This window comes from Micromonospora parathelypteridis (assembly GCF_014201145.1).
GTDB lineage: Bacteria > Actinomycetota > Actinomycetes > Mycobacteriales > Micromonosporaceae > Micromonospora > Micromonospora parathelypteridis.
The window spans coordinates 4280263-4302897 of record NZ_JACHDP010000001.1; the positions used below are offsets into that span (position 1 = coordinate 4280263).

The window sequence follows — 22635 nt, forward strand, 5'->3', positions numbered from 1 at the left end:
GCGGTTGCCGATTCCTTGGCGCGGTTAAATCCGGACGTCGTGGCTAAAAGAGTCGGCTCGACCTATCGTGCCGCTTTCCCTGCTTCGAGGAATATGTGGAGACCAGGAAGTCGGTGATTCGCTGAATGTCTCGAGGGGTGTTCTGGATATCATTCCACCGGCGCGGGATTCCGTCGCCCAGATCCCACGTGCCCTCGGTCCAGCGACAGTAATCCTTGACAATCTTCAGTCCCGCGGCGAATCCCTGAGTGTCCGGCACGTCCTCGCCGCTGCCGTTCGTATCGGCGATTGCATCCATTAGATAGCCCATGCTGATGATACCAGCGCCATGCATAAGCCTCGATTTGCGAGGGGGTTTACCCCACGCATCCTCACCAAATACGTCCCGCACCGCAGTCCAGAAATCGTTCAGTACGGTCACCATAAGCCCGATGTTTGGCAAGGCACTGTCGCTGCCACGGAAGCGATACAGGACGCCGTCCGAGATGCTGTTTTCAAGCATGCGTAGCATGGAGTTGTCCTTGATGACGCCGGCAGGATTCGTGGGCGTTTGAATCATGTGGCGCAGCGGTGAACGCTCGTCGAAGTTGAGGCGCTCAAGAACCGTCGCGGGGAGTTGCCGTACGCGCAGCTGGTTCGGCAGTGGGCCAGACGCTGCAGGGAGCAGTTCGTGAATCAGGCCCTTTGGAAGCGGCTTGGTTGAGTTTACGAGGATGAACTGAGACCGGTGGTCAGCCTGGTCGGCGGTGATGAAGGCGGTGACGCAGATCGGGAACGCTTCGACGCCTGCGTCCCGGATGGCCGCACAACGCTGCTGGCCGTCCACAATGAATCCTGGCTTGTCGGCGTCCTCCCAGTCGTCACTGACGGGTACCAGGAGAGTTCCCGAGCGTACGTAACCAGGGCCGACAACAGCGGCGTCGGCCGGAACGAAGCGAACTCGGTCGTCGAAGGCCACCACGATCGCATTAGGCAGCATTGGACTTTCGGCGGACTCCACGTAGCGTCGGATCGCTGCCACGTGTGCGAGGACCTCGGGGCGCTGGTAGCCGTGTAGTTGCTGCTGGCTGTCACGCCGCACACGTGAAACGGCGGCAAATGACGGGACTTGCTTCCCGTCCACGGCGAAGGTGTAAAGACGGCGATTCGGGCCCTGTCTGATCTCGAGAGCGGGGAGATGTAGCACGTTCTTCTGGTTCCCCGCCTCGACCATGCGGCTCTCTCGCCCCTGCTTAGTCACGATCGTCTTCTCCAAGCTGCCGGCGCACGCGCTGACCGAACACGTGTAGGTTGTGGAAGCCCCGACGCTTGTTGCGCTCGGCGCCACGAAAGATGATTACTTCAATGCCCACTGATGCACAGATCGTGCAGTCGCAGGCCCGCCAAGGCCGGCTTTCAAGAGTGTCTCGGTATTGGCTGGTCCTATCAGCCTTGCGATCCCACACGGCGCTGTATTCCGCCAAGGCCTCTAGGGCGGCGTCGACGCCGACCTCGTCCTTATCGAACTGGCGAAGGCGAGCCAACGCGGAGCGTTCCAGCAGCATGGCTTGCCCCTGGCCGATCTCGCCGGAGCGAATTCGTGCCTTAAGCTTGGCGTTGCCGTCAACCTGGGGGACGCGGAGTGCCACGTAGGTTCGGTCCGGGGCGTAGTAATTGTCTCGATCGTCCTTGAAAGCCTGACGAAAAGGTGAGGTGCTGTCGAAGCTCGTTACGCCATGGTCAGCGAAGGTTCGGATTTGTTCGCATCGGCTGATTCCCAGCAGATGCAACTCTGTATCGGACTCCCGCACGTCATCGATCCTCTGCAGGCAGGCGAGGATCTCATTCGTCTTGAGAGGCACCATTCCCCCCAGGGCAATGCGCCGGTACCCGATTCGTTGCAGTTCTTTTACGGCGTGCGCGTAGGACTCAGGGCTCCAGCCCTGAGCGACCCCAAGTGGAATGAAATGAACGTCGCTAGCGCTGCATCGCCTCCAGAAATCGGAGGCCAAGTCGAGAGTGATCTCCTGCCTGCGAACCCATTCGGCGGCAGCGTCATCAGTATGAACGATCTTCGGTTCATACTGAAAGATAACGTGGTCAACTGAGATGCCGTAGTCGAATCCACATCCCTCGTAGAAGCTCACCACCTCTTCTACGCTGTACGGCGGGTTCTCTTCGCCGACGTACGAGAAGGCACCGCAATCGCCCATGATCTTCAAAGGTGTGCTGCCGTTGTTCAGACGGAAGAACTGGCGGGCTCCTTGCCGGTACAGTCGGTGGCGCTGGGGCCCGGTGTATTTGCCGGTGCTGGAACCGGCGGTGCCGTCCACTATGGCCTTCGACACCAGAAGGCCGTTGAACGGCGGCGGCTTTAGCACTTCGTGTGCGTACAGGTCGTCGCGTTGGCGCACCCGGAACGGGTCGCGCTCCTCCGTTAGGAAGTCGAACGTCGGGTCTACCTGGTCCTGGCTGTCAGGAAAGAAGAACTTCACCGAATTCCCGCCCGTTCGTTTAGATAGACACGGATCAGGTAGTTGGACAACTCCTGCACATGGCGGGACAGGTTCTCAATCTCGTTCCACCGAAGATTGAGTTCGTCCCACCTTCCCCCTGTCCACTGACAGTGCGGGGCAATCACCGCGAGGTGTTTGCTGACCAGTTCAGGTGCCTGGGGGAGACGGGCATCCACCGTGCCCAACACTCGATCCATCAGCCGTCCCATGGCTCGTATTCCTGCACCGTGCATGAGCCGACTCTTGCTCGGCGGCTTGCCCCACGCGTCAGGGAAGGTGTCACGGACCGCTGACCAATAGGTGCATAGCGCCTGGAGAATTCCATCGAAGTCGGTCTCGTTGCGGGTCACGTCACGGTAGGGAAAGAGGCACCCAGCAGGCGAGGTGAGGCTCTCCTGGATCATCTCGACGACGACGGTATCGGCGATCACCGCGTTCGGCGCCTGTTGCCGGTTTGTCGACGCCCGTTTAATCAGCCCGTAGAAGGGCGATGCTTTGTCGGCGTTCAGGACGTCGCAAAGTGCCGAGGGTGCCTTCCGTAGGGCCAGGCGGGGAGGCAGAGGGCTGTCGACTTCCGGTAGGAGTTCAGTCACCAGGCCACGCGGTAGCGAGCGGGTGTTGTTGATGCGCAGGAACTGGTCGCGCTGGAGACTGACGCTGTCAGCCACGAAAGCAGTTACTGGCACCGGAAATTGCTGCCGCTGGGTACGGGACAGCGCGAGAGCCCGCTGCTGCCCGTCGACGATCCAGGCGGGCTTGGGCTTGCCGGGCTGCGGCAGGGGAATGCTCAGTAGTCCGGAGGTCGCAAGCCCGTCCGCAGCGCCTGGTCCTCTGCTCGACTGGAACCGCACGTTAGAGGAAAGGGCCAGGATGATGGGATTAGGAAAGACTGCGGCTTCACTGTCGAGATAGTCGACGATCTCTTGTATGTGTTTCCGCACCTGCGGGCGTTGGTAGCCGATCAGCTTCCCGGCGTCGTCCCGGCTGACGCGGGAGATGTCCGCGATCTGCAGGACTTCTTCCGCTTGCAGCGTGAATAGATAGAGGGCCGGTGTGCCGGGCTGGGCGATTCGCAGGGCACGGCGCGCGACGGTCTTGGGATCGTGTGCGGGTGGCATCAGCAGCGCACATCCGATGTGACCTCGTTGAACAACTGTCTGAAACGTGCCTGCTCGCATGACTTACCGGAGTCCCGCAGCCGTCGAAGCAAGCGCGTTGCCGAGGTTGGCCCGGCGTCTGCAAGCGGCCGGATAAAGGACTTGACCTCGTCGTCGGTCATGCGCTGGCCGCGAGCCCGAGGCGTTGACAGGGGTGCGGTGACTGCCAGTTGATGCGCCAAGGCGCGGAGGTGGGAGCGGCGGTGGGTGTTGGGGTCTGCGGTAATGAGGGCGACGAGGCGCTGGGCGACCCGGACGTTGAGGGAGAGCAGGCTGCCGCCGACCGCTGGCCTCATTCGAGCGGTCACCGCGATAACCAGCTCGTTCAGGTCGGGTTCGGCCTGGGCCGGTCCGACGATTGTCAGCCGGTGTGGGTCGCGTAGTTGCCCTGCCGCCCTACGGAGATCGTGGCTGCAGGACCGGAGGTAGGTTTCCGATAGGACGGCAATGATCGTGTCGTCGGGGTTCGTTCGGGCGAGTTCGTGGAACGACCGGGGCGTGCCGGGCTCCGGGCCTACCCACTCGGTCAGCCCGTGCCACCAGTCGCGATTATCGGTAGAACTCCGTCCGACTGAGTCATCAGCGCGCAGTGTGAAGGTTGCGGCATAAGGATGGACGTAAGCGGTGGCAGGAATCAATCCGTAGCCGGCTGAACAGACCCAGAGTTGCGCCTCCACCCGCGCAGAGGTGGCCAATTGACGCGCCGCCGCCCAGTGCTCGCCGGCATAGAGTGACGTCGCGGCAGTGGAAGGCTGACCGGGGTCTGACAATCGTCGAATCCACTCCGCGAGCCGCTGCCTCGGGAGGTAATCCGACATGGCCCCGACGCGCAGGGCAGCGGGTACCGGAAGGTTTTTGCGATTCGCGCAGGTCACGACAATGTGAACGCGTGCTGGCGCCTCCACCGGGCTGTTACCCACGGTCGCGCCCGGCCGATGCTCGTCGGTCGCGGCCTCCGTCACGGGGCATCGCCCCGGTAGACGGCACCGGAGGTGCAGGTTTCCCTGACCACTACGGCCGACAAGGGCAACTGGCCGACAAGCCTCCCCCAGATCCACTGTGCCAGCACCTCGCTGGTCGGGTTCTCGAGACCCGGTACCTCGTTCAGGTAGTAGTGGTCCAACTGGTCCAGGATGGGCCGGAACGCTGCCTTGATGTCACCGAAGTCCATAACCCATCCGGAAGACGCCCCGACCTCACCGCGCACGTGCAGTTCAACGCGGTAGGAGTGGCCGTGGAGGCGAGCGCACTTGTGCCCCTCGGGCACGTTCGGCAAGCGATGAGCGGCCTCGAACGTGAACTCACGGAAAATTTCCATCAATCAATTCCAATGTATTTGTGTGTCTGCAGGCTCAACGACCATTGGGGATGGGCGAGGCAATAGCTGATGGCGGCTTGGGTGTTGGCAGCTTGGTCTGGCCCGTCCATGGGTTGAAGGAGGAAATGGGTGAAGTTGAGACCTTCGAATCGTTCAGGTTCCGCGCCCGGTTGCGGGTAGACGAGCTTTAGATCGTCGCCTTCGGTTAGGACCAGCCCAGCCCCAGCCTTCGGACTGACGCAGGTCCAGTCGACGCCGGCGGGTGCCGGTCGGGTCCCGTTCGTCTCGATCGCCACCTCGAAGCCCTCATCGTGAAGTGCCTCGACGGCGGCAATGTCGAGTTGCAGTAGTGGCTCTCCGCCAGTGCAGACGACGTACGGCCTGCTCTTCGGATGGGCTGCACCAGTCCAAGCCTTCGCTACCGCCGCAGCCAGGTCCTGAGCGGATCTGAAGCGGCCGCCTCCCGGCCCGTCAGTGCCTACGAAGTCTGTATCGCAGAACTGGCATACGGCTCGATGACGATCTACCTCGCGGCCAGTCCAGAGGTTGCAACTTGTGAATCGACAGAAGACGGCGGGCCGGCCGGCGTGGGTACCTTCGCCTTGCAGGGTGTAGAAGATCTCTTTGATGCGGTAAGCGGACCTCATGACGCGTTGGCGATGGCGGGGTCTGACATGCCGAGTTCGGCGAAGCCCCGGGTACGTAGCAGGCAGGAATCGCAGGTGCCGCACGGCCGGCCATCGACGGGGTCGTAGCAACTGTGCGTGAGCGAGTAATCGACACCGAGGCGAAGGCCCAGCCGAATGGTGCCTGCCTTCGTGAGGTCGATTAGGGGGGTATGAATTTTCAGCCGCTGGCTGCCCTCGACGCCAGCCTTGGTGGCGAGGTTTGCCATACGCTCGTATGCCTCGATGTACTCGGGCCGGCAATCGGGGTAGCCGCTGTAGTCGAGTGCACTTACCCCAATGAAGACATCGGAGGCCCCAAGGGTCTCCGCCCAGGCAAGCGCGAATGACAGGAAGATGGTGTTCCGAGCCGGCACGTAGGTGATGGGGATCTCGTTCCCGATTTCCTCGGCGCTCTCGTGGTGAGGTACAGCGATGCCGTCGTCGGTCAGTGCTGAGCCGCCAAAGATCCTTAGATCGATGTCCGCGACGACGTGGCGGGTTGCCCCCAGCGCCTTGGCGACCCGTGCGGCGGCTTCGAGTTCCACGGTGTGCCGCTGCCCGTATCGGAAGCTGAGGGCGTTGGCTTCGAATCCGTCCTTCACGGCCACAGCAAGGGCTGTGGCCGAATCGAGGCCGCCGCTTAGCAGTACTACGGCTTGAGGCTTGGATGCCGACATCTGAGGCTCCTCGCTTTCTTGGTGGTCGAGAAACTGCAGTAGCTCGCTCCGCCGGTGATGCGTAGTTACTGCTCGCAGGTTGCGTCACATTACCCGAGTACTGCGCGTTGTCGGAAGGTGGCCAGGGCGTGTCGCTCGTGCTCCGACAAGACAGGGGTCCGTAGTATCGACCGCGGACCGGCCGGGTGGTTGAGCCGGTGAGGGTTGACATCGTCGGCAGGAAACGCTCAAGAGCGGCGAGCCGAGCGCAGCGCCTCGATGACGACGCCCCATCGATCGGGCGCGTGGGCAGCGTTCAGCGGGATCCCGTCAGCGACGACAACGCCGGCAGTCCGCAGAACCGCCATATGACCCGCGTACGCCGGATGGGCGGCCAGCTCTGCCTTGACGTGCGGAAAGGCAAGGATCGGTAGGCCCGCGCCCAGCGACTCGTTGAGGACGCCGAGCGCCAGGGTGTCGTTGATGCCCAGCGCCCACTTCGTCACCGTGTTGAACGTGACCGGCGCGGCCACCACCATATCGGCTGGTGGATGCGGCTCCGGGTCGCCAGGCATCCGCCATTCGACGCGTACGGGATAGCCGGTCTTGTCTTGCAACGCCGCCCGGTCGAGCCAGAGCGCGGCGGTCGGGCTGATGATCATGCACACCTGCCACCCGTCGGCGAGCAACAGGTCGACCAGCTCGTCGATGTGTTCCGCCGGACCCCCGGCGCAGACGACGAGATACAGCACCGGGCGTTCCGTCATGCCCCGCAGTCTGCCCGATTCGACCGTCGCGACGTCGAGCGCATACCGATCGTGTATGCCACTGACGATCACCGTGACATGCCGTTGTCCCTGGTCAGCCGCGACAGTCGACGCATGGCCCGGGGCGGGTGCCTTGCCCCGGGGCTGCGCCGGCCCTCAACGGCGCAGCCCCGTCCCGCCCGCCCCGGTGCCACTCGATCCGTCAACGACTTGGAGCCGGCATGTCCACCTTGAACGACGACGACCCGGCTCGAGTGAACCTGGCTGCCGCCTGGGCGTCGGTCGACGTGCGGGCCGCCGGCGACTTCTGGTGCACCCTCGAAGACCGCCGTCCCGGGCTGCTCCCACAGCGCGACGCGCCGCTGTTCTTCACCGCGCTGGGCCAACTCATGGTCGGTGGTGACGATCCGGCGAGCCGGGCGGCGCTGCTCCTGGTGCTCGGCCGCGCGTACCGTCATTTCGACCTGCTCCCGCACGCCTCCACCATCGGCGACACGCTGCTCGCAACGGTCGCCCGCCACGCGCCGCATCCTCTGTGGGCGACGGCTGCGGAGCGGGCCATCTGCCGCGCCACGCGCGCCGTCCGTCGCGTCGCCGCTCAGGTCGGCGACGGCCCGGCCTGGTGGCACGTCCAGGTGATCGACCATGACCGGCCGTCGCCCGACACCGCCATCCTGACGGTACGTCCCTGGCGGCGACTGCCCTACCAGCCAGGCCAGGCGGTTCCGGTCTGCACACCGCGCCTGCCGGGGCACTGGCGCTGGCTCTCACCGGCCAATGCCCCACGCGCCGACGGCACCGTCGAGCTGCACGTCCGCGCCGTACCCGCCGGGACCGTCTCCCACCGCCTGGTCCATGAGGTACGCCCCGGCGAGTTGCTCTGGCTCGGCCCACCCGGCAACGCCGGCCTCAGTCTCGACCTGGCGCGAGCCGACGATCTGCTGCTTGTTGCCGGCGGCACCGGGCTGGCGCCGCTGCGCGCCCTCGTCGAGCAGGTCGCCGCCGCACCGGACGGCCGGCGGGTGACGCTGGTTGTCGGCGCCCGCAATTTCACCGACCTGTACGACGCGATCGCTCTCGACAAGCTGCAACGCGACCACGACTGGCTGACCATCGTGCCGGCCTTCTCCGGCGACCCGTTCGCAGAGTCAGCCGAACAGGGCGACGCCCTGACCATCGCCCTCGACCACCATCAGCCCGACCAGGAGATTTACCTGTGCGGCCCACCCGCGATGCTGGCCGACGCGCGGCCACGGTTACTTGCCCTCGGCATCCCCGCCGAGCGCATCCACCTGCCCGACAGCTTCACCTGCTGATGGTCGGCGTCCGGTTAGAGCCCTGCACTGTGCTGCGTGACGGCCTGGCGGAAACGCCGCGGCGGCAGGACGGCCCGGAGCTTGTCGGCGGCGTCAGCGAAGTCCGAGATCGTGGTGACGCAGCCGTGGCCGAGGTGGGCGAGCCGGATGACGCCAAACCGCTCGACCACGAGCGCCTGGGACAGCGGGACGGTGTGCACGTTGCGGTCACCATCCACCGTGGAAATCGCGTCGATGCCGATGACCAGCGAGCCCTTGTTGCGGAACCGCTTGGCGAACGTCGGCCTGACCACCTCGCCTGCCGGCACGAAGCGGGTGGTCCGGCAGGAATCGTCGGTGGCGCCAGGAAGGTTCGGTTTCGACCCGTACGGCACGACGATCATGGCGCTGGAGAGCCAGCCGGACACGACGTCCCGCGCCACTTGCGGAGTGAGCCCGGCCAGCTCGGTGAGCGATTCCGAGAAGTCAATTTCAGCCGTGCCGAGCAGCTCCCGGTGGGTCAAGGGTTCGAGGTCGTTGATGGCCTGCATCCATTCAATATCGCCCGTCATGGGCATGCGCTCAGTTGGCACCAAGTCGGCGATCTCCACTCGATCAATCCCATCGGAGATGAGCCGTTGCAGCTCGGTCCAGATCAGCTCCGCCACGACGGTCGGGTCGAAACTCTTGCTCTCCCTCCTGCGGAAATGCGGAACGACCCTCAACCCGAGCTCGTGCCGCGTACTGTCGACGACCTCGAACATGAACTCAGCGCCTAAGGCCACCCCGGCGCGGTCCACTGCTTCAGCGACTCGCGACCGCAGCGCCCACATCAGAGCTACCGCTTCAAAGCTGGGTTCGACACTGACCATCAGCGCGACGCCGCGGACCTCGTCCGCGTACCAGATTGGCCCGATCTGGTGGTTGACGAGTGAGGTGCTGCGATTGACTCGCGGACCTGCGGGCAACGGGAGTCGCATCGCCTGAGGTGCTTCGCCCGTCAGGGTGAGGACGGCGTTGCCGCTGGTGAAGAACCCTTCTATATGCCGTCGGATCTCGTCGGCTGTGAATAGCTTGTAGTCCACTGCGGGCCAGCGCGACAGGCCGTGTCCGCGCGGCCCGAAACGGCGCGAAAGCAACGCCCCCCAGGTGTCGCGCAGACCCTCGTCGATGTTCGAGACGTACCGGCTGTCGGCATCGAGATCCGCGACAGCGTCGGACAGATCGTCCGGCGGGAGATTGCTGATAGCCGAGCAGATGGTGGCAAAGTGCTCCACGACCTGGTCAGGTGGGCCGCCTGCGATGAATGACGTGTCGTTCATCCAGACGTAGTCCTGAAAGTCTCCCGCGATGTGATCCTCGGTCCAGTCAACCAGGTGCTGGACAAGATAAGTCAGGCCGATGGAGTCGATCTCTTCGTCGCGGGCACCGCAGCCAAACGTCAGCGACGCGGCCAGCATGCCAGGCAGATTGCGTTGGATGACAGCAACTCCGTCTATCTCCTCGCGCCGCATGTGCGGATCGTAAGGTGACCGGTCAAGTCCAAGGACCGAGGCGTTCGACCGTCAGGAGAGGCGGTGCCGATGCATCCTTCGTCAGTTCAGGTGAAGGAGGGCATGGTCGGTGGTGGCCAGGAGTAGCAGGAGTAATTCCTCGTTTACCGGTTTCCCGTATGCGGCCATATGCACAGTGACGAGGGTGTAGCCGGCGACCATCACCACGTAGGCGTTGCCGCCGGTGATCGTCTGGCCGTCCACCACGAGGGTCATCGCGCTGTCGTACCTCCAGCTCCGCTCTCCGATCGAGGGAGGCCGGGCGTCCCGGGTCTGGTAGTCGATCGAGCTTGGCTCCAGGCTCAGGTTGAACGACTTGCACGCCCGCAGGGCGTCGCGGGCGGCGGTCAGCACGGGCTCGCCCACGGGGGCGTCGTACGAGAACACGGTGACGGTGACGTCGGTGAGTCCAGGCCCGTCTTCGGCGTCTGTGCTGGTGTAGGCGCGGATACCTGTGCTCTTCAGGTGTGGTTTACCGGGGGCCAGGAAACTCTCCCTGACCAGCGGCTCGCAGGCCGGGTCGGAGACGGTGGTTGCCGGCGCGACGATGCCTCCGCCGGGAGGGCCGAATCCGGTGATATCCCACTTCTGCGGGGAGAGCACCAGCACGCTGGACTGGGCCACTCGGTCGGCCTGTTGCGGGGTCAGGGCGTGCCGGACCTTCACGTACCGCTCGGCGTCGACCGCCAGCTTGCGCTGCTGGCGGTTCATGGCGACGCCGCCGGGCACGCCGACGCCGACGACGGCCAGCGCGACGACGGCGGTCAACACCGTGGCACCCGCCGGGGCCAGCCACCGTGACCACGCCGGCGGCGTGAACCCGTGGTGGCGGCTGGCCACGGGTACGAGAACCGCCGCCAGCAACACCATGGCGTAGCCGAACCAGATCGGCGCGACCACGGCGTCCCAGTCGAACCGGTCCTGTTCGGTGGGGCGGTCGGTCAGCCAGCCGTACCCATAGTGCGCCCCGCTGGCGACGGCCGTGGTTGCGGTCGCGGCGAGCACGCCGCGCGCCCAGCCGTTTGGCCACGGGGTGGCCAGCGTGACCACGATGAGCACCACGGCGCCGGCGGCCGCACAGATCCACCACCGCTGCTGCTGCGCCCGCAACTGATCGGTCAGCTCGGACGTCGTAGGGCGCACCAGGATCGCGGCGGTGCCGGCGACCGCTGCCGCGAGCAGCGCGACCAGCCAGGGCAGCAGGCGGCGTGGACCCCGCCGCTGAGACAGCAGCGCGTAGGCCGGCAGCAGCCCGAGAGCGAGTGCCGGCCAGGCGAAACCGGTCAGCCCGTAGGTGAAGAAGAGTCGCAGGTCGTCGCTGTTGTGCAGCAGTGCGGCCGCCGCGCCGACCGGCCACAGGCTGGCGACCGCGGCCAGGCCGGCCGCGCCCATCACGAGGCGGGTGCGGACGGGCCGATCAGCCTGCGCCGCCAACTCCGCCACGCTGGCAGCCAGCGCGACCACGCCGGCGGCGACCAGCGCGAACAAGGTCACAGCGAGCGCGCTACGCGCGAAACTGCCCTGCCGGGCCAGCGGGTAGTAGGGCTGTCTCGACACGAACACGACCGTCATGACCAGCGTGCCGAGCACGACTCCACCACCGGTGCCCACGACCGGTCGCCACCACTGTGGGCGCGGGAGTCGTGCACGGGCACGACGCACCAACGCCGGGAACAGCAGGGCGAGCACCGCGACCCCGGTTACCGTCGGAATGGCGACGGCACCCGAGCTGTACAGGTCAATGTCGAAGTACAGGGCCAGCGCGGAGACAGTGGACATGGCGGTGCTCGCCACGAAGCCGACCGCGATCGCCTGCACGAGCCCGCCCTCCCACGGGCGGGGAGCGTGCCGCAGGGACAGTGCCCGGTCAGCCGGGGCCGGGTGCCGAGCCAGCACCCGACGGGCCCAGGCCCAGGACCGCGTACGTCGCGGCGGCGTCGCCCGGGAGAACAGCGCCACCAGGCCGGGCTCCGCGCCCGCGCCCGCGGCGTAGCGGTCGGCCTCCAGCTCACGCAACCGCAGCAGCGCGGCCGAGAGCACCACCACGGCGCCGGCCAGCAGCGTGATCCCGAGCAGCGCCGCGATCAGCAGTGGGTCTGCCCCGAACTGGCCCACCATGGGTACGCTCGCCAGGGCGAACACGGGAACGAACAGCCACGCCGGTCCCCGTACCGCCGAAACCCAGGTCACGTCGCGGGCCAGGACGTGCGCGATCTCGTGTGTGACGACGGCATCGAACCGGTCACCGGGCTTGAGAGCCAGGCCGGCCGGGACCACGACGGTGGGCCGCCGGCCCGGCAGGGCCGTGGTGAACGCGTGCCGCAGCGCCGGCCCGGCCACCCACAGCCGTGGCACGTGCCGCCCTGACAGGCCGTGCCGCTGGCACAGCTCGACGAACCGCTCCTGCGCGGCCGGCGCGTCGAGCCGGCCGAACCGACGTAGGCGGCGCAGATCGCGCCACGGCACGGCGATGGCCAGGGCCAGCGTCCCGGCGAGCAGGAGGAGTGCGGCGCCAGCGGTCACCCACCCCCGAAGCTGGAGCTGCTCGGACAGGCAGGCGTTCACTGCGTCGGTCGACCCACGGTGCAACGCACCGCATTGTTGTCTGGCAACAACGTCGGGAATGAACCAGGACCGGCGACCGTCGAAGAAGAGGTTTCCGACCGCCACCCCGACGCTGACCAGCGTGACAGCGATCAGGCCGTACAACCACAGCAGTGGCTGTGGCCGGCCCTCATGCGCGGTCGTCATGCGACGGCGTCTCCGGCAGGTGGATGGCGCCGACGAGAGCGTCGGCGAGGAGGTCGGCCGCGTGTTCGTCGAGCCCGAGGGTCGTGGCGTGCCGCCGCGACACCTCCCGCAGCCGGGTCACCTGGGCCGCCGTCACGACGATCCGGCCGTCGACGGCCGGCAGCGCGGTGCCGGCCAACTCGCCGCCAGGCGAGGCACTGCGGTCGGTGCGCCGCCACCGCCACCGCCGCCACCGCGATTTCGCGACCCCGGCCCCGAGGCCGAAAACCTCCCGGACCGTCGTCGCCACCACCTCGAGGACGATGGCGCTCACCAGCGCGTCTTCGATGCCGAAGCCGACCGCGCCGCCGGGCGTGCGGCCCTGCGCCTCCCCGGCGCGCCACACCGCGGCGACCTCGTCGAAGATGCCCGACTCATCCGGGGCCAGCTGCCCGCTCACCTGCTGGGCCAACCGAACCACGAACTCCGACGCGTCAACGGTTGCGGCCGGAACGGCGGATTCCATGGTCAACGGGGCCTCCCGAGCCGAATCAAGCACGATTCGACCCCAGGCTATCGAGCGCGGGCTATCAATTCTGCCCCTCGATCATCAGCTCGACATGACGTGAACCGTCAGGCCGCATGGTCCGCTACGCGACGTAGTCAGTTTGGAGATAATGCCTGGTCAGGCGACTACCTACCGTGAACCCGTCATCACGAACGGCCCTTGGAAGCGGCGCCAGCACAGCCCGCCGCCCAGGCCTCAGACGGGAGAATTACATGCGTACCACGAAAGAAACCCGGCGGTTCGGTGCCCGAGCGTCCGTACTCGTGCTCGGTCTCGTCGCGGCCGGGGCGGTGATCGCCCCGGCGAGCCCGGCGTCCGCCGCGGTCCCCGGCCTGGTGCGGATCGCCGCGGTCAGCGTCAGCAACTCGGCCGACTTCCACAGCGCCACGGCGACGTGTCCGGCCGGCAAGGTGCTCACCGGTACGGGTTACGAGCTGAACGGCGTCACCGGTGAGGGCATCGTCGACGACCTGCGCCCCAACGGCGGCCCCGCCACCCCGCCGACGGCCGTCACCGTGGGCGCCTACGAGACGGAGGCCTTCGCGGGCAACTGGTCCGTGACGGCGTACGCGATCTGCGCCAACCCGCTGCCCGGCCTGGTGCGGGTCTCCGCGGTCAGCGTCAGCAACTCGGCCGACTTCCACTCCGCCACGGCGACCTGCCCGGCCGGCAAGGTCCTGACCGGTACGGGTTACGAGCTCAACGGCGTCACCGGCGAGGGCGTCGTCGACGACTTCCGCCCCAACGGCGGCGTGGCCGCGGCACCGACCGCCGTCACCGTCGGCGCGTACGAGTCCGATGCCACTGCCCTGAGCTGGTCCGCGACCGCGTACGCGATCTGCGCCAACCCGCTGCCCGGACTGGTGCGGGCGTCCACCGTGGGCGCCAACAACTCCCTCGACTTCCGCAGCGTCGTCGCAGGCTGCCCGGTCGGAAAGGTGATGACGGGCGCCGGCTACGAGCTGAACGGCGTCACCGGTGAGGGCATCGTGGACGACTTCCGCCCCAACGGCGGACCCGCGACCGCCCCGACCACCGTCGACTCGGGTGCCTACGAGGAGGACGCGTTCGCCGGCAACTGGTCCGACACGGCGTACGCCATCTGCGCCACGGCGTAACGAAGAGGTGGTGTGGCCGTCCCGCCTGCGTGCTGGGGCGGCCACACCGCTGACCCAGGTGACCGTGCACCCGTCCCTGCCGATCGGGACCGTCAGCCGTTCGGCGCGCGCGAGGTGGGCAGAGTCAGTTCCGCCCTTGGTAACCGCTCGCGGTGCTCCAGCGGGAGCCATTCGCCCTCGGGATCGAGCAGCTCGATGAGTTCGACGAGAGCGTTCTGCAGGAGCACCAGCCGCTCATTGCCTCGGCGGCCCTGCGCATCCACGTCGTCCACCTCCGCGAGGAGGCGGGTGAACCAGGATGCGAACCCCGGGTCGGTTTCGAGGCGGTGGCAGAAGGCCGCGTATCCCAGCACGTCCGTCACCGGGCCCTCGGACGACTCGACCCGGTGCAGCATGACCTCGCCGATGGCGCGCTGATGTCCCCTGAACACGCGGAACGGCCCGGGCATACCGTCGGTTGCCAGGGGGTGATGAATCCGCTGGATCGCGGTGAACAGCTCCTTGGTGCTCTTCACCGAATCGAGGTCGAGGAAGCGCTGTTCCCGGCGGAGCACCTCCAGCCAGGCCAGGTGCTCGGCGAGGACGTACACGGTGTTGTGGCGGACGTAGTGCTGGTTCTCGCTGTCGCCGGAGTGCAGGTACGTGCGCAGGAAGTTTCGGCTGAGCACATTGTGCAGCCGAGACTGCAGCGACTCGGCCGACGCCAGCAGTGGCACCCGGTAACGACGGAACAGGTCCTCCGCGACCTCCACCCGTTCGCGGTCGCGCGCCTCGACCTGCAGGCGGTGGGTGACGAGAGCGGTCCGGTAGGTCACCGCCACGCTGATCAGCGCCACAGCCGCGGACACCACCGCGATGACGATTTCTGGCCCCATGCCGAACAGCTTGCCTGTCTCTGCGTGGGCTGATGCGGACGACTCGCCGACCGATCAGCGCCACGGATACGGCGGGCAGGTGAGCGGTCGATACCGCGATATGGCGCCAGCGGACGGCGAGCGGTAGAGCCCGACCGTAGCGTCCCGGACAACGGCCCCAGACGCTCGATCCGTGGAGGCGACCATGCAGATGACCAACGGCGGGGTGTCACCGCAAGAGCGAGCCCCGGTCACTGTGCGGGTGGACCGGTGGCGGGCCGTGGTGCCGTCGGACGCGTGGCCCGACACCCTTCCGCCGGGCGGCGAGATCTGGCGGCGCGACGTCTTCGCGGTGGCCGACGCGTACCGGGCCGGTTCGGCGAGCCCACGCCAACTGCTGACGGCCGTGCTGGTCTGGGGTTACGGCCCCATCGGGTACGGCCCGTGGCGCGCCACCAGGTCGCTCGACGCCGACCCGGACGGCAAACGCCTGGCGTACGCGCTGGAGGAGCTGGCCGTGTCGGCACCCGACGAGGAGGCGCTGCGCGCGGCGTACCAGCGCTTCCGCGACCCCGACCGCGCTCGCCTGCCGTGGTTGGGGCCGGGCCTGTTCACGAAGGTCCTCTACTTCGTCGGCTATCGGCGTGGCGTGGGCGGCGTGCAGCCCCTGATTCTCGACCGCGTCGTGGCCAACCAGCTTCCCGCCGAGGCGGGCGTCCGTCGGCGCAACGGGTGGTCGCCCGAGGAGTGGCTGGCCTATCTGCGCTGGGCAGCCGAGCAGGCCCAGGCCAGGGGAGTGGAGGCGGACGCGGTGGAGATGGCGGTCGTCGACGAGCGCTGAGGTGGCTACCGCGCGGCGTGCAGGCGATCGTCGAGGGCGTCGAGGTCTGGCACGAACCAGATGTGACCGCCCTGGTTCGACTCGTACACCAGGGCACGCAGCGCCGAACTCTCCGCGAGCTGCCCCGAGATGTCACCGACGACGGCCAGCCGCAGCCGGTAGTTGACGAACTTCTGCATCACGTCGCCGGCGAAGCGGGTGCCGAGCGAGAAGAAGCGTTCGTCGAGCCGGCTGGCCGGCACGGCGACCACCTGGGCGCCGAGGAACGCCGCGCCGACCAGGTCCAGCGCGTCCTGCTCGGTGGCCACCGGCGGGCCGGCCGGGTCGCAGACCAGCACCTGCACTCCGGCGCGTTCCTGGATCTCGTCAGGCATCGTGGACCTCCCGGTCGAGCAGGCCGTTGTCGGCGTTGAGGACGGCGTCGAGCAGGTGCAGCAGCTCGGCGGTGGCGGCGGGATCACCCAGGATGATGATCTTCATGCGGTGTCGTTCCTCGTCGTGCACCGTCTGCACCCGCAGTGGGTTGGCCTGGTCGTGGCTGGTGTTGGCGCTGGTGAGCACGAGCGTGCCGAGTCGGTCGGCGGCGGCCCGGTCGACGCCGTCGATCTGCACGATGCTCGACACCTCGGCCTGCCCACCGGCGGTGGCGGCGGCCGGGGCCTGGCCGGTGAGCGCGTCGAGATCGCTGGCGGCGATCCGGTACTGCTTGCCGATCCGCACCGCTCTCAGCCGGCCGGAGCGGATGTAGCCGCGCACCGTGCGCACGTGCAGCCCGAGCCGATCGGCGACCTGTTCAACCGAATACATTTCTTCCTTCATCACTCCCTAACCTACCCCGATAGGGAAGCATACGGAAGGATACGATCTGATTCGTTGACGGCATCAGCTCCAAAGGTTGTCCAACAACCCGCCTGCACCTGACGGTTCGCGGACCCCATCGCGACAAATCTGCCGGTCTGACCGTCACGTTCTCCTGTCGCGGCCGGTCAATCACTGTGACCGGCGCGACCGCTCCGGCGTGACGAGCAGAGGATCAACCTCCATGACCGCAGGCATGCAGACCGTCATCTACCCCGTCCGGGAGCTGACCGTGGCGAAAGCGATCTTCCAGGAGTTGCTGGGGGTGCCACCGCACACCGACCAGCCGTACTACGTCGGCTTCAACGTGGCCGGGCAGGAAGTCGCCCTCGACCCGAACGGCCATGCCAAGGGCCTGACCGGGCCGACGCCCTACTGGCACGTCGACGACCTACCGGCCAGGGTGAAGCTGCTGATCAAGGCGGGCGCGCGCTCGGTGCAGGACGCCACCGACGTGGGCGGCGGCAAACTGACCGCGACGCTCGCCGACGCGGACGGCAACATCATCGGTCTCGTCCAGCCGGCCTCCTGAGCAGACGCGCGCGAACAACTCGCTCGCGGTGTCGGACGGTTCAAGTACCGTCTGGGAACCATGGACGCGCGGCGCGGCGACGCGATCATCGGGCGGGACCACCCCGCGGGTCTGCTGCGCGCTGAGCTCGACCGGGCCGCCACCAGTCACGGCGGTCTCGCCCTGGTCACCGGCGAGCCGGGCATCGGCAAGACGACCCTCGTCACGGCGGCGGCGCGGGAGGCCCGCCAGCGTGGCGCTCTCGTGCTCGGTGCCGCCTGCTGGGATTCCGCCAGCGCCCCCGGCTACTGGCCGTGGGTGCAGGTGCTGCGTGGCCTGCGGCGTTCCGCCGACGACTGGGCGGTGGCGCGGCAGGCCGCGGAGCCGGCGCTCGCGGCCCTGCTCGGCGAGGCCGACACCATCGGCGAGCAGGCCAATCGCACCGCCAGTTGGGCCGGCGTCGACACCGGCGGGGACGTCGCCGACCAGGAGGCGTTCGCGCTGTACGACGGGGTGACCGCCGCACTGGTCGCGGTCTCCCAGCACCGGCCGGTCGTGGTCGTCCTCGACGACCTGCACTGGGCCGACCCGGCCTCGCTGCGGCTGCTCAGCTTCGCCGCCCAGCACACCTGGTTCGAGCGGTTACTACTGATCGGCACCTACCGCGACGCCGAGGTCGAGTCGGGTGAGCACCCTCTGCGCCCCCTGCTGATGCCGCTGGTCGCGAAGGCCACCACCATCACCCTCACCGGCCTCTCCCGCGACGAGGTGGCCGCGCTGATGACCCGGACCGCCGGGCGGGAGCCTGAAGCCGGCCTCGTCGACGAGGTGCACCGGCGGACCGGTGGCAACCCGTTCTTCGTGGAACAGACCGCCCGGCTGTGGCACGCCGACGACGCGGCCGACACGATCGCACCCGGCGTACGGGAAGCGGTGCGACGTCGCCTGGCCCAACTACCCCCGGCCGTGATCGAGGCGCTCACCGTCGCCGCCGTGCTCGGTCGCGAGTTCCACCGTCAGGTCCTCGCGGCCTGCGTGGCCGCCCCGGTGGCACAGGTCGACCGGCTGCTCGACCGTGCGATGACCGCCCGGCTGATGGTCGCCCGGGGCGGTGGCCGGTTCGCCTTCGCCCACGACCTGGTCCGGGAAACCCTCTACGACGGCCTGACCGACGACGACCGGCAGACCCGGCACGGCGCGGTCGTCCGGGCGGTCGACGACCTGCGGGAGCTCACCGATCGGCTGATTCCGGCCGACCTCGCCCGGCACGCCTACCTCGCCGGCCCCGTGCTCGACCGGGCGCGGGTGGCCACGCTGCTGGTCGCCGCCGGACGCGACGCGTTCGCCCGGCTGGCCACCGACGAGGCGGTGGTGCATTTCCGCCGGGCGCTGGAGGTCGTCGAGGACCGGGCGCAACGAGTGCGGATCCTCGTCGAGTTCGGTGAGGCGCAATACCATCACGCCAGCCGGGAAGAGGCCGGGCAACTGTTCATCGAGGCCGCGACGCTGGTCCGCACACTCGACGACCCGGCGCTGCTGGCCCGGGTCGCCCTCATCGTCAACCGCTCCCGCCAGGTGGAGACCACCGAGTCGATCGAGGCGGCGGAGCTGGTGCGCGAGGCGTACCGGCGGCTGATCGGCGAACCCGACGCCGCCGCTTCGGTCGGCACGCTGATCGCCGACCTGATCACCGCGACCGAGACGATCGCCCGTCGCGGACAGGACGACGAAGCGCTCACCTTCAGCCTCTGGGCCCGCCACGACACGACCTGGGGGCTGGGCACGGCCGGGTCCCGTGCCGCGCTGACCGCCGAGATCCGGGACGTGGCCCGCCGGACGGGCGACCGGGAAACCGAGCTGTGGGCGACCTCGCTGCGCTGGGTGGCGCTGCTGGAGTTGGGCGACCCCGGCTTCGTCGAGGAGTTCACCACCTTCGTCAACGTGGACCGGCACGGCGACCTCGCCCGGCACCAGATGGCAGCGGCCGTCGACAGCGGGATCATCGCGGCTTTCCGGGGTGACTTCGCCGAGGCTGACGAGCGGTTCGCCGACCTCGCCGACCCGAGCCATGCCGAGTTCGGGTTCATGGGCCATCACCTGCGCTGGTCCCGGCTGCTGCTTGAGGGCCGGTTCGCCGAGGCCGACGCCCTGCTGGACGAGCTGACCCCGGTCGACTACCCCTACCGGGAGCTGCTGCGGGCCATCACGGCCGCAGAGCGCGGCGACGACGACACGACGATCCGGCTGACCGCCGGCATCGAGGCTGCCAACATCCGGTACCCGCGTCCGGTGTCGCCGCTCTGGCTACGGTTACGCGCGCAGGCCGCCGCCGCGTCCGGTGACCCACAGCGCTGCGACGCCGCTCGGGCCGCGCTCGCCCCACACCGTGGCGAGTGGACGGTGGCGCTCTTCGGCTGTGACATCAGTGGTCCGGTCGACCACTGGCTGGCCATGATCGATGCCGCTCAACAGCGCTGGGACGACGCCATCGCCGGCTTCACGGCCGCCCGTGACTCCGCCGACCGGCTGGGCTCCCGACCCTGGTCGCTCATCGCGCGTGCCGGCCTAGCGAACGCCCTCGCCGGCCGTGGCCACCCGGAGGACGCCGCGACGCTGGCCACGCTGCGAGCCAGCACCGCGCAGGAGGCAACCGCCCTGGGCATGACGCAGGTGCTCCACCGGCTCGCCGACCCAACCCCCACAGAGGCCGTCGCGCCCGCCCAGGCCGCGCCGGTCGCGCTGGCGATCGAGGGGTACGAGTTTCGGCGCGACGGGCCGGTCTGGCAGCTCGCGTACGCGGGTGCGGTGGTGCACCTGCCCGACGCCAAGGGCCTGCACGACCTGCACCTGCTGTTGGGCCGGCCGGGCAGCGACGTGCCCGCGGTGGAGTTGCTCGACCCGGCCGCCGGGCCGGAGCTGGTCGCCGCCCGGCGAATGGGTGCCGACCCCGTCCTCGATGACGAGGCAAAGGCTCGCTACCGGCGGCACCTGGCCCGCCTCGACGAGGAGATCGACCGGGCCGCCGCACGCGACGACGACCGGAAGGTGGCCACATTGGACGCCGAGCGGGGCGCGTTGCTCGACGAGTTACGTGCCGCAGCGGGGCTGGCCGGCCGCAGCCGCCGCCTGGGCGACGAGGCGGAACGTGCCCGTAAGACGGTGACCGCACGGATCCGGGACACGCTGCGCAAGCTCGACGACCGCCATCCGGCGCTCGCCAGCCACCTGCGGGATTCCGTCTCAACCGGCAACACCTGCCGCTACCAGCCTCCCACCCCACCACCCTGGCGGCTCTGAAACCAACCCGCCCCGCGATCTCGCACGGCGGCGATCGCGGGGCGGGGTGGGGTGGGTTGCAGGGTCAGCGGCGGTTGTACCTGTACATCGTCAGGGTGCCGAAGACGACCACGAACCCGGCGCTCCAGAGCAGCAGCCACATCGTGGCCGACGGGTCCGAGTCGCCGCTCATCGCTCCGCGGATCGAGGCGACCAGCTGCGTCACCGGGTTGACCTTCACGAACGCCTGGAGCCAGCCGGGCATGGTGCTCGGCTCGACGAAGACGTTGCTGAGGAACGTCAGCGGGAACAGCACCATCATGCTGACCCCCATCACCGACTTCTCGCTGCGCAGGATCAGCCCGAAAAACGTCCACACCCAGGAGAACGCGAACGAGAAGATCACCAGCAGCCCGATCCCGGTGGCAGCGCCGAGCACCCCGCCATCGGGCCGGAACCCGAGCACCAGCCCCAGACCAAGGATCACCAGGGCGGCGAGGATGTAGCGCAGCACGTCGCCGAAGATCATGCCGACCAGGGCGGCCGGACGCCAGACGGGTAGCGTCCGGAACCGGTCGAAGATGCCCTTCTCGATGTCGGTGTTGAGGCCGATACCGGTGTACATGGTGATCATCACGACGCTGGTCACCATGATGCCGGGCAGGAAGAACTGCAGGTACTCACGAGGGCTGCCGGCGAGGGCGCCGCCGAACAGGTACGTGAACATCAGCACCATGATGATCGGGAACGCGGTGACGTCGAAGAGCTGCTCCGGCACGTGCTTGATCTTCAGCATGGCCCGCCAGCCGAAGGTGAGCGACGCGCCCAGCGCGCTCGGTCGAGGCGGTCGGGCACCGGGCGCGAGCACGGTCGCCAGCGCCTCCGCGGACGGGACGTAGACCGACGGCGCCCGTTCGGTCGTGGTGGTCGTGACGTCGCTCATCGGGCTACCTCCAGCTTGTCGTCGCGCTCGTCGGCCGGCACGGCGGGATGGTCGGTCAGAGCCAGGAAGACCTCGTCGAGGCTCGGTTGACCGAGGGAGAAGTCGTCGACGACGATGCCGGCACGAGCCAGGTCGCCGAGCGCGCGAGCGGCCTGGGCGCTGGCGTCGAGGTCGGTGCCGGCCTCGCCGACCCGGGCGGTCAACGCCACCGGGTCGGCGGCGAGCTGCACCGGCACGTCGAGCGCCTCCCGGAGCACCTTCTCCGCCTCGGGCCGCTGCCCGGGATCACGGAGGCGCAGGTGGACGGTGCCGGAGCCGATCGACGACTTCAGCTCGCCCGGGGTGCCCTCCGCGATCACCCGGCCGTGGTCGACGACCGCGATCCGCCCGGCGAGTTGGTCGGCCTCGTCGAGGTACTGCGTCGTCAGCAGCACCGTCGTGCCGTGCGACACCACCGCCCGGACGATCTCCCACACCTGGTTACGGCTACGCGGGTCGAGACCGGTCGTCGGTTCGTCGAGGAAGAGCAGATCGGGTGTGTTGAGGATGCTGGCGGCGATGTCGATGCGCCGCCGCATCCCACCCGAATACTTCTTCACCTGGCGGTCGCTCGCCTCGGTCAGACCGAACGCGGCGAGCAGGGCCGCCGCGCGGTCCCGGGCGGCCGGCTTGCGCAGGCCGAGCAGGCGGGCGAGGAGCACGAGGTTCTCCGTGCCGGTCAGATCCTCGTCGACCGAGGCGTACTGGCCGGTGAGGCTGACCCTGGAGCGGACCTTGTCGGCTTCGGTGACCACGTCGTGCCCGAAGACCCGTGCCGAGCCGCCGTCGGGGCGCAGCAGCGTCGCGAGCACCCGGACGGCGGTGGTCTTGCCCGCCCCGTTCGGGCCGAGCAGACCGTAGACGGTGCCGGCGGGCACCTGCAGGTCGATTCCGGCCAGCGCCTTGGTCGCCCCGAACGAGCGGGTGAGACCTTCGGCCTCGATGGCCAGGCCGGTGGTGCGTCTACTCATGATTCGTACCTTTCGTT

At 68.1% G+C, this 22635-nt stretch carries 21 protein-coding genes; 5 read left to right on the forward strand and 16 right to left on the reverse strand.

Annotation, left to right across the window (positions count from 1 at the left end):
• Positions 1 to 43: 43 nt before the first annotated feature.
• The 8 genes from dbpB (HNR20_RS19325) to HNR20_RS19360 all read right to left on the reverse strand — a co-directional run bounded on the left by dbpB (HNR20_RS19325) (position 44) and on the right by HNR20_RS19360 (position 7133).
• Positions 44 to 1240 carry a DGQHR domain-containing protein DpdB gene (gene dbpB / locus HNR20_RS19325; protein ID WP_229686972.1) on the reverse strand — a complete coding sequence of 399 codons (1197 nt, stop codon included), beginning with the start codon at positions 1238 to 1240 and terminating at the stop codon, positions 44 to 46.
• The gene (gene dpdA / locus HNR20_RS19330; RefSeq protein WP_184181803.1) at positions 1233 to 2474 is read right to left on the reverse strand and encodes a tRNA-guanine transglycosylase DpdA; all 1242 of its coding nucleotides are present in this window, start codon (positions 2472 to 2474) and stop codon (positions 1233 to 1235) included. Before dpdA ends, dbpB (HNR20_RS19325) begins: the two co-directional genes overlap by 8 nt.
• The gene (dbpB, locus tag HNR20_RS19335; RefSeq protein WP_184181805.1) at positions 2471 to 3613 is read right to left on the reverse strand and encodes a DGQHR domain-containing protein DpdB; all 1143 of its coding nucleotides are present in this window, start codon (positions 3611 to 3613) and stop codon (positions 2471 to 2473) included. Before dbpB (HNR20_RS19335) ends, dpdA begins: the two co-directional genes overlap by 4 nt.
• Entirely contained in the window at positions 3613 to 4614 is a 1002-nt protein-coding gene (locus HNR20_RS19340) for a hypothetical protein (RefSeq protein ID WP_229686970.1), read from the reverse strand. Before HNR20_RS19340 ends, dbpB (HNR20_RS19335) begins: the two co-directional genes overlap by 1 nt.
• The gene (gene queD / locus HNR20_RS19345; protein ID WP_184181807.1) at positions 4611 to 4970 is read right to left on the reverse strand and encodes a 6-carboxytetrahydropterin synthase QueD; all 360 of its coding nucleotides are present in this window, start codon (positions 4968 to 4970) and stop codon (positions 4611 to 4613) included. The genes HNR20_RS19340 and queD overlap by 4 nt, the downstream gene beginning before the upstream one ends.
• Positions 4970 to 5617 carry a 7-carboxy-7-deazaguanine synthase gene (queE, locus tag HNR20_RS19350; protein WP_184181809.1) on the reverse strand — a complete coding sequence of 216 codons (648 nt, stop codon included), beginning with the start codon at positions 5615 to 5617 and terminating at the stop codon, positions 4970 to 4972. Before queE ends, queD begins: the two co-directional genes overlap by 1 nt.
• Entirely contained in the window at positions 5614 to 6315 is a 702-nt protein-coding gene (gene queC, locus HNR20_RS19355; protein WP_184181811.1) for a 7-cyano-7-deazaguanine synthase QueC, read from the reverse strand. Before queC ends, queE begins: the two co-directional genes overlap by 4 nt.
• 227 nt (positions 6316 to 6542) lie before the next feature.
• Positions 6543 to 7133 (reverse strand): flavoprotein, encoded by a 591-nt coding sequence (locus HNR20_RS19360; RefSeq protein ID WP_229686969.1) that lies wholly within the window; start codon positions 7131 to 7133, stop codon positions 6543 to 6545.
• Between the two features lie 149 nt (positions 7134 to 7282).
• On the opposite strand from HNR20_RS19360, the gene HNR20_RS19365 reads away from it, so the two are divergent.
• Positions 7283 to 8377 carry an FAD-binding oxidoreductase gene (locus tag HNR20_RS19365; RefSeq protein WP_221309853.1) on the forward strand — a complete coding sequence of 365 codons (1095 nt, stop codon included), beginning with the start codon at positions 7283 to 7285 and terminating at the stop codon, positions 8375 to 8377.
• Positions 8378 to 8391: 14 nt separating this feature from the next.
• Here HNR20_RS19365 and HNR20_RS19370 read toward each other — a convergent pair whose 3' ends face one another.
• The 3 genes from HNR20_RS19370 to HNR20_RS19380 all read right to left on the reverse strand — a co-directional run bounded on the left by HNR20_RS19370 (position 8392) and on the right by HNR20_RS19380 (position 13198).
• A complete protein-coding gene (locus HNR20_RS19370; RefSeq protein WP_184181813.1) occupies positions 8392 to 9870 on the reverse strand; it encodes a peptidase M16 family protein in 1479 nt (492 codons plus the stop codon).
• A gap of 81 nt (positions 9871 to 9951) precedes the next feature.
• Positions 9952 to 12660 (reverse strand): M48 family metalloprotease, encoded by a 2709-nt coding sequence (locus HNR20_RS19375; protein ID WP_184181815.1) that lies wholly within the window; start codon positions 12658 to 12660, stop codon positions 9952 to 9954.
• Positions 12644 to 13198, reverse strand: coding sequence for a hypothetical protein (locus HNR20_RS19380; protein WP_221309854.1), 555 nt, complete (start codon positions 13196 to 13198; stop codon positions 12644 to 12646). The genes HNR20_RS19375 and HNR20_RS19380 overlap by 17 nt, the downstream gene beginning before the upstream one ends.
• A 221-nt stretch (positions 13199 to 13419) precedes the next feature.
• On the opposite strand from HNR20_RS19380, the gene HNR20_RS19385 reads away from it, so the two are divergent.
• Positions 13420 to 14325: a hypothetical protein gene (locus tag HNR20_RS19385; RefSeq protein ID WP_184181819.1), complete on the forward strand. Its 906-nt coding sequence runs from the start codon at positions 13420 to 13422 to the stop codon at positions 14323 to 14325.
• Between the two features lie 92 nt (positions 14326 to 14417).
• Here HNR20_RS19385 and HNR20_RS19390 read toward each other — a convergent pair whose 3' ends face one another.
• Positions 14418 to 15200 carry a hypothetical protein gene (locus tag HNR20_RS19390; protein WP_184181821.1) on the reverse strand — a complete coding sequence of 261 codons (783 nt, stop codon included), beginning with the start codon at positions 15198 to 15200 and terminating at the stop codon, positions 14418 to 14420.
• Between the two features lie 184 nt (positions 15201 to 15384).
• On the opposite strand from HNR20_RS19390, the gene HNR20_RS19395 reads away from it, so the two are divergent.
• Positions 15385 to 16020 (forward strand): 8-oxoguanine DNA glycosylase OGG fold protein, encoded by a 636-nt coding sequence (locus HNR20_RS19395; protein ID WP_184181823.1) that lies wholly within the window; start codon positions 15385 to 15387, stop codon positions 16018 to 16020.
• A 5-nt stretch (positions 16021 to 16025) separates the two neighbouring features.
• Here HNR20_RS19395 and HNR20_RS19400 read toward each other — a convergent pair whose 3' ends face one another.
• Both HNR20_RS19400 and HNR20_RS19405 read right to left on the reverse strand, forming a co-directional pair.
• Entirely contained in the window at positions 16026 to 16394 is a 369-nt protein-coding gene (locus tag HNR20_RS19400) for a DUF4180 domain-containing protein (protein WP_184181825.1), read from the reverse strand.
• A complete protein-coding gene (locus HNR20_RS19405; RefSeq protein WP_184181827.1) occupies positions 16387 to 16827 on the reverse strand; it encodes a helix-turn-helix domain-containing protein in 441 nt (146 codons plus the stop codon). Before HNR20_RS19405 ends, HNR20_RS19400 begins: the two co-directional genes overlap by 8 nt.
• Before the next feature lie 235 nt (positions 16828 to 17062).
• Here HNR20_RS19405 and HNR20_RS19410 point away from each other — a divergent pair, with 235 nt between their 5' ends.
• Positions 17063 to 17410: a VOC family protein gene (locus HNR20_RS19410; RefSeq protein ID WP_184181829.1), complete on the forward strand. Its 348-nt coding sequence runs from the start codon at positions 17063 to 17065 to the stop codon at positions 17408 to 17410.
• Positions 17411 to 17470: 60 nt separating this feature from the next.
• Complete coding sequence (locus tag HNR20_RS19415; protein WP_184181831.1) at positions 17471 to 20686, forward strand: ATP-binding protein; 3216 nt, start codon at positions 17471 to 17473, stop codon at positions 20684 to 20686.
• A gap of 64 nt (positions 20687 to 20750) precedes the next feature.
• Here the strand turns inward: HNR20_RS19415 and HNR20_RS19420 are convergent, their stop codons facing one another.
• Positions 20751 to 21608: an ABC transporter permease gene (locus HNR20_RS19420; RefSeq protein ID WP_184181833.1), complete on the reverse strand. Its 858-nt coding sequence runs from the start codon at positions 21606 to 21608 to the stop codon at positions 20751 to 20753.
• On the reverse strand, positions 21605 to 22618 hold the full coding sequence (locus HNR20_RS19425; protein WP_184181835.1) for an ATP-binding cassette domain-containing protein: 1014 nt from the start codon (positions 22616 to 22618) through the stop codon (positions 21605 to 21607). The genes HNR20_RS19420 and HNR20_RS19425 overlap by 4 nt, the downstream gene beginning before the upstream one ends.
• Positions 22619 to 22635 lie beyond the last annotated feature (17 nt).